This window comes from Pantoea sp. Pa-EAmG (genome assembly GCF_030024295.1).
Taxonomy (GTDB): Bacteria; Pseudomonadota; Gammaproteobacteria; order Enterobacterales; family Enterobacteriaceae; genus Pantoea; species Pantoea dispersa.
Window position 1 is genome coordinate 1 of the sequence record NZ_JASEWO010000217.1, and the last position, 6,487, is coordinate 6,487.

The window sequence follows — 6,487 nt, forward strand, 5'->3', positions numbered from 1 at the left end:
TGCGCCCGATTAGACTTTTAATAGTTGTGTGTCAATTAAGACCGGTCTGTAATTTTTATTATCCTGCGAATTAATGGTTGTGTAATTATTTCGCTGCGCTGTTTGGTGCGCGTTATTATTACTGCGCGGTCCTGGTGTGCATGAATGCGCACCCTACAAAGTTGTAACGCTTTTGCATTGTGCGGCTTATGGCGCGAGTCCGGCAGCCGCACCGTAGTAGATTGCGCAATGAATTGCGCCGCTACGGTTTGTGCGTGTTGTTATTGCTGCGCCGTCCGGGTGCCAGATTGTTCATTCGCACCGGTTGCAGCGGTTTATGGCTGCACCATTCAGCTGCCCGGTTTCCAGACCGCAGGTTTCGTAGCGGCATTATGGCTGCGCCATTCAGGTGCCCGGTTTCCAGACCGCAGGTGTCGTAGCGGCGCGATTTATCGCGCGAATCCGCCAGCCGCACCGCGGTAGGTTGCGCAATAAATTGCGCCGCTACGGTTGGTGCGTGTTGTTATTGCTGTGCCGTCCGGGTGGCAGATTGTCCAGTCTCACCGGTTGCAGCGATGATATGGCTGCGCCATTCAGCTGCCCGGTTTCCAGGCCGCAGGTGGCGTAGCGGCGCGATTTATCGCGCGAATCCGCCAGCCGCACCGTAGTAGATTGCGCAATGAATTGCGCCGCTACGGTTTGTGCGTGTTGTTATTGCTGTGCCGTCCGGGTGGCAGATTGTCCAGTCTCACCGGTTGCAGCGATGATATGGCTGCGCCATTCAGCTGCCCGGTTTCCAGGCCGCAGGTGGCGTAGCGGCGCGATTTATCGCGCGAATCCGCCAGCCGCACCGTAGTAGATTGCGCAATGAATTGCGCCGCTACGGTTGGTGTGCGGATTTATTGCTGCGCTGTCGTGGTGCGCATGAATGCGCGCCCTACGGATTCATATACGCTTTTGGCGACATGCGCTTTCCTGCTGCTTAAATCGGGCGGCGGCCGGTGCAGGCCAGCATCGCGTTCAGCGTGGGAAACCCGCTGCGCGCCAGGCTGTTGACCTTGCTGCGGCTGATCTCACGCGGGTGCAGGCCCATTTCACGCGCAATGCGCGCTGGCTTCATGCCGCGTAGCAGGGCGCACATTACGCGTTTTTCGCGTGCCAGCGCATTGCGGCCCGGTGCGGCGTAATCGTAGCGCGACGGTTTGCGCTGTAGCTGCTGGCCAATACTGCGCTGCAGTACCTCAGCCCGATCGTTTTTATTCACTACCGCAGAGAATCCGGCGGCCACCAGCGTCTGACGCATTGGCTCGGTCTCTTCATCCAGCAGAATCAGCGTATGGCCTTTAAACCACTCGGGAATCAGCAGCAGCTCGGCCAGGCCGGCGGCGTCACGCGGCAGTTCGGTAATCAGTAAATCGGCGTGGTTGAACATCAACTCTTCCGCTACCGTTTCCGGCGCAATCTGCAGCGTTTGTACGCTGCAATCCTTCAGCGGCTGGCACAACTCACGTAAACCGGTCAGTGCAAAATGGCAGCTGAGCGCAATAATGATTCTCTTCGGCTTATTATCACTGCCTGTTTTCACTGGAGCCTCCTTTCCCATATTTACGCCCTTACATTTAAATACAACTCATATTGTTCGCAGAGTAATTAATTCGCGATGGTCAGATCTTACGATTAAATTCCGCACAAGGATATGGGAATGTTCATCGGTGGTGTGTAGGACGCGACCTACGTTGTGTTATTTGATTGTGGTTGATTCAGGGTTGAATTTATTAGTCTAATAGTCAGGTAATTAACTTTTCTCTTTAAGGTCACGTCAGGAAATAAAACATGGCGAAATTTATTGTCGTCGACGATCATCCTATGGCCCGCATGGCGGTAAGCTTTCTTCTTGAAAAAGAAGGGCATAGCATGGTCGCCGAAACCGATGATGGTTATGAAGCGCTGCAGCTAATCGACCAGCATTATCCGGATATCGTGGTAATGGATATTGATATTCACTCGCTGAACGGCATCGAAGTGGTTAAAGCGCTGCGTGCTAAGAGTTTTCCGGGTATTATTATTATCGTCTCAGGTAAGAATCAGAACTTTTATGCGGTACAGAGTGTGCGCTGCGGAGCGAATGGTTTTATCAGTAAAAAGGACAATTTGCCGGAAATCATCACCGCAATTCGTGCAGCGCAAAGTGGCTATGGTTACTTCCCGCTGGCCGGTATTAATGTGCCGGCGGAAGAGAATCACATCCACTCCGATAAGCAGTTGCTGGAATCGCTGTCGCCGCAGGAATTTCAGGTGTTCACTTATCTGTTGAAGGGGCTGGATAACATGCGTATTGCTAACCGCATGAATCTCAGCAATAAAACCGTTTCAACTTACAAAGGCCGTCTGCTGGAGAAATTGCACTGCAAAAGCCTGCGCGATCTCTTTGCCTTCGCCAATCGTAATCATATGGAGTAGCGATGCTGCGCCTGGTCACCCTGCTTCTGCTGCTGTTGAGTCCGCTGCTGGCCGCCCAGCCGCAGCCCGAAATATTTCAGTTGTTCAGCCGTGAAAAGCTGGCACCCCTGCATATTGAGTTGAGCGGTGACGAGTGGCGCTGGCTGCGCATTAAACATGAGCTGCGCGTCGCGGTGTGGACACCGGAGCTGCCGCCTTATCTGATCTATCAGGAGGCAGCGGGCAGCGGCAACAGCGTGGAAGGCATCTACACCGATTATCTGCAACTGCTGGCGCGCAATCTTGGCATGCAGGCGGTGATGGTGCGTTATCCCAGCCAGGCGGCGGCGCAGGCAGCGGTGAAAAGCGGCGCGGCGGATGCGCTGTTTAGCTCGCCGGGGCGCGAACTGCACGATGCGGCGGCCTTCAGGACAACAGACAGTTTTCTCATCAATCGTCCGGTGGTGATCGCCGCGGAGAAGCAGGCCTCACAGCCGGTGCCGTACGATGCGCCGCTGCGCCTCGCCATGCGCGAAGGCTTTTTGACCGATGCACAAATCAAACAGCATTTCCCTGACGCCACCATCGTGCGTTATCCCTCCAGCCAGGCGGCGCTGGCGGCAGTGGCCAGTGGCGAAGCGGACTATGCGCTCGGTAGCCTGCTGGCGGCAGCATTTCTGATTGAACGCAGCTATGTCAATCAGCTGGCGCTGGCAGCGATTTTGCCGGAAGACGCACTGTACGGCAGCCGTCTGGTAGTGAAAGCCGATAATCAGCCGCTGTTGCAAGCGCTGAATGCCGCCATCGCGGCTATTCCCGGCGAACAGCATCGGCTAATTTCGCGGCAGTGGACGCAGCGGCCGGACGTCTGGCGTTTGCAGGATCCGCTCAGCCTGACGCCGCGCGAGCAGCAGTGGCTGCAGCAGCATATGCAGGTGAAAGTGGCGTTCAATCCGTTCTCTGCACCGCTGGCGCTGCTGGATGAGCAGGGCGAATTTCAGGGTATCAGCGCCGATCTGCTGCATCTGATCCAGCTGCGCACCGGGTTGTTTTTCACCCCGGTGCCGGCGTATTCGTGGCGTGACGGCGTACAGCAGCTGGAGCAGCATCAGGTAGCGATGCTGGCAGCGATGGCGCAGGATGGCGGCCATCAGGAGGCAGTGCGCTTTACCCGGCCTTACCTGAAGGTGCCGCTGGTGCTGCTGGTGCCGGACCAGCCTGATGCGCCGCAGGCGCTCTATCCCGGCATGAAGCTCAGTATCGTCAAAGGCAATCCGGCGCGTCAGGCGCTGCTGGATCGTTTCCCCACGCTGCAGCTGTCTGAAGTGGATAACGCCAGCCTGGCGCTGCAACTGTTGCAGGAGGGCAAGGTCGCCGGGCTGATCGATAACCAGCTGAGCGTGAACACGTTACTGGCGCGCTACGCGCAGCAACCGCTGAAGATCGTGTCGCGTCTGGCGCTGCCGCCGGTGGAGCTGAGCTTTGCCGTCAGCCGCGATCAGCCGGAGCTGCTGAGCATTATTGATAAAGCGCTGGCCGACATTCAGCCGAGCGAAATCTCGCTGATTGCCAGCCGCTGGCAGGGCACACCGCAGACCACGCGCACCACCTGGCAGCTGTACCGCGCGCAGTTTTACGCCATCACTCTGCTGACCGCGCTGCTGCTGATCGCCTGTCTGGCGTGGGTTAACTATCGCGGCAAAGAGGTGAAGCATCGCCGTCGCGCAGAAGCTGACCTGCAGGCTGAACTGCGCTTTCGTGATGCGCTGCTGAATGGCCTGCCAACGCCGGTCTACGTGCTGGATCGCAACTGGAACGTGGTCAGTGCTAACGGTGCGTTTCAGCGCTTTTTTGCCGGCGTCGACGCGCAGCGCCTGAGTTTTTCGCTTTACGATCAGCGCCATCCGCTGTCGCCGCTCATCAGCAAACTCTATCCGCTGATGAGCCCGGAAGCGGTCAACGATCCGGAACTGGTGGCGCTGGCGCATAACAGTCTGTGGGGCGATACCGCCCAGGATCTGGAAATTGAGATCGAAAACGGCAGCGAAGCGCGCATGGTGCACCACTGGGCGCAGGAGCAGCGCGATGCGCAGGGCAATATTACCGGGCTGATCTGCGGCTGGCAGGATGTTACCGCCTACGAACTGCTGATGCTGGCGCTGCAGGCGGAGAAAAAGGTGGCGGATGAAGCCAACCGTGCCAAGAGTTCGTTCCTCGCCACCATGAGCCATGAGATCCGCACGCCGATCAGCGCCATCATCGGCCTGCTGGAGCTGGAAGGGCGCAAACAGCGCGATAACGAAGCCATTCAGATCGCCTACGAGTCGGCCAACACGCTGCTGGGGCTGATTGGCGATATCCTCGACATGGCCAAGATTGAGAGCGGTCAGCTGGAGCTGATGCCGGAGTGGGTCAGCACTGAGCAGCTGGTGCTGCCGGTGGTGCGGTTGTTTGACGGCATGGCCAGCGGCAAAAATCTGACGCTGCACTACCACAGCGACACGCCGCCGGGGCTGGAAGTGTTTATCGATGCCGCGCGCTTCCGCCAGGTGATCGCCAATTACATCAATAACGCCATCAAGTTTACCCACGAAGGCGGCGTGGAAGTGCGGGTGATCGGCCATGAGTGGGAAGACGGTTCGCTGGAGCTGGAAATTGAGATCGAAGACAGCGGCGTGGGCATCAGCGCTGCCGACCAGGCCAAACTGTTTCAGCCGTTTGCCCAGACCGAAGAGGGCCGCAAGCAGACCGGCACCGGCCTTGGCCTGGTGATTAGCGCCCAGCTGCTGGAGAAGATGCAGGGCACCATGAACCTCAACAGCCAGCCGGGACGCGGCACGCTGATTCAGCTTAACGTGATGATGCCGGCACGCCGGGCGCGCAAGCTGCTGGAGAAAACCCGCGTGGCGCGCAGCCGTGCGCTGCCGCAGCTGAATATTCTGGTGGTCGACGACCATCCGGCCAACCGCCTGCTGCTGCGAAGCCAGCTCAGCGAGCTGGGCCAGCAGATCAGCGAAGCCAGCAGCGGCGAAGAGGCGCTGGCGCTGCTGGCGCATCAGGCGTTCGATCTGATCATTACCGACTGCAATATGCCGGGCATGAGCGGCATCGAACTGACGCAGACCCTGCGCCGCAGCGGCAACGCGGTGAAAATTTTTGGTCTGACGGCGAATGCGCAGTCGGACGTGCGCGTGCGCTGTCTGGAAGCGGGCATGAATGCCTGCCTGTTCAAGCCGCTGAAAATTGACAAGCTGGCCGAGCTGCTGAGCAGCAACGAGCCGGCCGCCGAAGTGCCGGCGCTGGATTCGCTGCTGTCGCTCGAATCGCTGCGCGCCATGGTGTATCACGACGATGCGATGGTGGCGAAGATGCTGGAAAAGGTCGGCGAGGAGAGCCGCAACGATATGCAGCAGTGCTGGCGCCATTTTGATGCGCAGGACTGGCCGGCACTGGCCTCATCGCTGCACCGGCTGGGCGGATCGGCGCAGATCATTTACGCCGGCGAGATCGATGATCTGTGCGGGCAGATCGAGCGCGCCTGCCAAAGCGCTGAAGATCAGGAGGTCATCCGCGAAGGGCTTCTGCTGCTGGAAGAGAAGCTGGATACGCTGAACCAGTCGGTAATGCATTATTTGCAGGCGTCGTGATGGAGTAGTGCGGTAATTGAAATGCGCGATAAATCGCGCCGCTACGGTTTGTGCGACTGGACAGTGCAGAGATCGCATCCGCAGATGGCGCGACTTATCGTGCAGATATCCCTTCCATGTGATGCCGCTTATAACCGCACGGGTGGTAGCGGCGCAATTTATTGCGCAATGACGTTTATCAAAGCAAACATTTTCACGCCGGTGCGCATGAATGCGCACCCTACGATGCTGTACAACCTTATTACAGACGTGCATGAATCTATCCACCGATTCACACCGGTGCGCATGAATGCGCACCCTACGGTACTGTGCAACCTTGCCACAGATGCGCATGAATACGCCTGACGACAAAACCTGTCCCGCATCGTTGTAGATACCGTCTTGCCGGTTACCTGGCAAGACATATTTCGGCATCGAACGGA

The 6,487-nt window shown here is 57.9% G+C and carries 4 protein-coding genes; 3 read left to right on the forward strand and 1 reads right to left on the reverse strand.

The window, feature by feature from the left end; translation table 11 throughout:
- Positions 1 to 961: 961 nt before the first annotated feature.
- Positions 962 to 1,564 carry a response regulator transcription factor gene (locus tag QMM04_RS19965; RefSeq protein WP_058770943.1) on the reverse strand — a complete coding sequence of 201 codons (603 nt, stop codon included), beginning with the start codon at positions 1,562 to 1,564 and terminating at the stop codon, positions 962 to 964.
- A gap of 248 nt (positions 1,565 to 1,812) precedes the next feature.
- Here QMM04_RS19965 and QMM04_RS19970 point away from each other — a divergent pair, with 248 nt between their 5' ends.
- Genes QMM04_RS19970 through QMM04_RS19980 form a run of 3 tightly spaced genes read left to right on the forward strand, consistent with a single transcriptional unit; the run spans position 1,813 to position 6,410 of the window.
- Entirely contained in the window at positions 1,813 to 2,439 is a 627-nt protein-coding gene (locus QMM04_RS19970; protein WP_058770944.1) for a response regulator, read from the forward strand.
- A gap of 2 nt (positions 2,440 to 2,441) precedes the next feature.
- Entirely contained in the window at positions 2,442 to 6,065 is a 3,624-nt protein-coding gene (locus QMM04_RS19975) for a transporter substrate-binding domain-containing protein (RefSeq protein ID WP_282996843.1), read from the forward strand.
- A 21-nt stretch (positions 6,066 to 6,086) separates the two neighbouring features.
- Positions 6,087 to 6,410, forward strand: coding sequence for a hypothetical protein (locus QMM04_RS19980; protein ID WP_153001979.1), 324 nt, complete (start codon positions 6,087 to 6,089; stop codon positions 6,408 to 6,410).
- Positions 6,411 to 6,487 lie beyond the last annotated feature (77 nt).

Excerpts from the sequence above, each read along its gene's own strand:
- QMM04_RS19970 (WP_058770944.1), top strand. The coding sequence starts at position 1,813 with ATGGCGAAATTTATTGTCGTCGACGATCATCCTATGGCCCGCATGGCG.
- QMM04_RS19975 (WP_282996843.1), top strand. The coding sequence starts at position 2,442 with ATGCTGCGCCTGGTCACCCTGCTTCTGCTGCTGTTGAGTCCGCTGCTG.
- QMM04_RS19980 (WP_153001979.1), top strand. The coding sequence starts at position 6,087 with ATGCGCGATAAATCGCGCCGCTACGGTTTGTGCGACTGGACAGTGCAG.